General features: G+C 40.1%; 2 protein-coding genes. One reads left to right on the forward strand and one right to left on the reverse strand.

Annotated features, from left to right (window positions below):
* Nucleotides 1–644 precede the first annotated feature (644 nt).
* A complete protein-coding gene (locus LEP1GSC050_RS00005; RefSeq protein ID WP_000105967.1) occupies nt 645–1,205 on the reverse strand; it encodes a winged helix-turn-helix domain-containing protein in 561 nt (186 codons plus the stop codon).
* 742 nt (nt 1,206–1,947) lie between these two features.
* On the opposite strand from LEP1GSC050_RS00005, the gene LEP1GSC050_RS00010 reads away from it, so the two are divergent.
* A complete protein-coding gene (locus LEP1GSC050_RS00010) occupies nt 1,948–2,472 on the forward strand; it encodes a replication/maintenance protein RepL (RefSeq protein WP_001145698.1) in 525 nt (174 codons plus the stop codon).
* Nucleotides 2,473–2,563 lie beyond the last annotated feature (91 nt).

Here is a 2,563-nt window from a genome sequence, read left to right on the forward strand (position 1 = left end):
GAAGCCGACGGAGTCGGTGCTCCGCACCCTTGACTAGCGTTAGGGCTGAATGTGCCATGGCTTACTTACCGACGGAGCTAATAAGCCCAGAGGGTTTGAACCGCCCCAAGGGGCGGTGGCGAAAGCCAGTGGGGGATATTTTAGGCAAAATTCAGCGTACATTTTTGAAATTACACTCCTACTTTTTTGCACGCCGATAAGACGGCTTTGTTACTCGCTTAGAGATAAATATATGCACATACACATAATAGGCTAAGTACTCAGTAGAGTACTTAGCAAATATCAGTATGTACAAGTAGGGCGATCCGTTTTTGCCTTTTGTAGCCATCGAGAAGTCCGCTTGTGCAGTGGATTTATAAGGCATTTTTGCATTTTTGTAGCCACGACTTTTTTCTAAAAGCCATTTTGTAGCCACTGGAAAAAATCAGGCTGTGGGCTTTGCCCGCAGCAATTTCGGCGGACGCGTAGCCGTCCTATTCCTGCCTCAATTGGATTTTGGTTTTCCCGGGATAAATGCCAGGACGAAAAAAGCCCTAGAATGCGTTTTTGTGCTTTAGGGTACTTTTTCTTGCACAAACACATTAAAGGGCTTCTGAGGGCTGTTTTTTGCGTTTTAAGGGTATTTAAAGTGTTGTTCTTGTTTTTCAGGATTCTTTTTCCTTCAAGGAGACAGTTTTAATCTTTTCTGCTTTTAAATCTGCAAAGTTAATTTTATAGTCTTCGTCTTGCTCGGACATGGCTAATACAACATTGGCAGGAAATTTGCTGTACTGTCTATTGTTACCCCAAGATTTCCAGTAAACTTTATCGTTAATCGTGTAGACATTTGCATTTCCGCTTTTCAAGGTAACTAAAAAGCCGAGGTCTTTAAGAACCTTGATATTTTTTGAAATGGTTTGACGACTTACTCCTAAGACTTCTTGCATAACAGCGGTAGAACAAATACAAGCGTTATAGTTATCCATTTGGTCCACAAGAAAATAAAGTATAGCGTGAGCCTTTGGATGTTTAATAGCAAGTATCATTAGTTCTTTTGTGTGCTCATTATTGAACTGTGTCCAACGGCTAAAAGGACTTTGTTTTTCACGCTTAATTGCGTCCATTTCGGCTTTTTCTTTAGACTTTAACTGCAATGCCCTTTCATCAAAAGATAAGCTATTATTGCTCAATAAATTAGGCTTTTCTGAAACTGTTAACGTTGACATCAAAACTCCTTTCATCTCTGTCTAAAATTATTACACATTGTAAATTTTATTTTACAACTTGTCAAGAAAATGGTTTACAACGTGTAAAGGGTATGTAAAGCAAGCTGGTTTACATTGATGTAAAGCAGTGCTTTACATAGGTCTGTCTTTAAAAACATCAAAAAAGCTAGATTCTATGCGGTTCTACAAGATTTTCACTTAATCGTTCCCTCTTATATCTTCTTAGAGGGGGATTCTCCCCCCTAAAACCCCTCTAGTCGGCTCGTGCCGACAGCACGACCTCTGGAGCTAATTAAGCCCGTCGGTAAGCCATAAAAGGCACATAGCCCACGCAGTCAAGGGCGAAGCCGACGGAGTCGGTGCTCCGCACCCTTGACTAGCGTTAGGGCTGAATGTGCCATGGCTTACTTACCGACGGGCTTAATTAGCTCCAGAGGTCGTGCTGTCGGCACGAGCCGACTAGGGGGATTTAAGGGGGGAAAATCCCCCCTTTCACGCACTAGCCTCCCTCTGGTCGGTGCGTTCATAGAAGATATAAGAGTAAAAACACTCAAAAATAGGTCTACATCAAGTGTTTTCAAGGCTTTACGCGATTTTAGGTTTTATCACCAGCTGTGATAACTAGTTTTATCACCAGCTATGATAAAACCCCTTGTATTCTATTATCATTTGTGATAAAAGTTTTATCATGAATGATAAATGTATTTATCACAGTATGATAAATAACAAGGGGGATATTTCAATGCCAGTAGTCGTATCAGAACCAAAGAATTTGAATGATGTGTCTTTTAAACAGCGAGCAATAGATTTAATTGCCAAAGAACAAGAAGAGCTGGAAGAATTAAAACGACAAAAGAAAAGCCCTTTCACAAGGTTTTATCAAGTAAACAAAGATAATTCAGAATATCTCAGAAGCTGTCTAAAAGAAAACCCAAAGGCTCTACAAGTGCTGTTTTTTATATTTGACCACATGGATAAATATAACGCTGTAGTATGTTCTTACAAGGTCTTTCAAGACGCTTTGGATATGGGGCAGGCAACTGTTGCAAGGTCAATTAAGTATCTCAAAGAACATGGATTTTTATATGTCTACAAAACAGGCTCCAGTAATGTCTATGTTGCCAATAAAGACCTTGTATGGAATTCTTGGGGGAACAATAGGGAATACTGCGAGTTTCCAGCCAATATAGTGTTGACTGCTTCGGAGCAAGAAGAACGCTCCAAAATCCAAGACAAACGCATTACAACGATAGAAGTTAAGGACTAACCCCTTAAATACCCTTAAAACGCAAAAAAACAGCCCTCAGAAGCCCTTTAATGTGTTTGTGCAAGAAAAAGTACCCTAAAGCACAAAAACG

The organism is Leptospira broomii serovar Hurstbridge str. 5399, assembly GCF_000243715.2.
Taxonomy (GTDB): domain Bacteria; phylum Spirochaetota; class Leptospiria; order Leptospirales; family Leptospiraceae; genus Leptospira_B; species Leptospira_B broomii.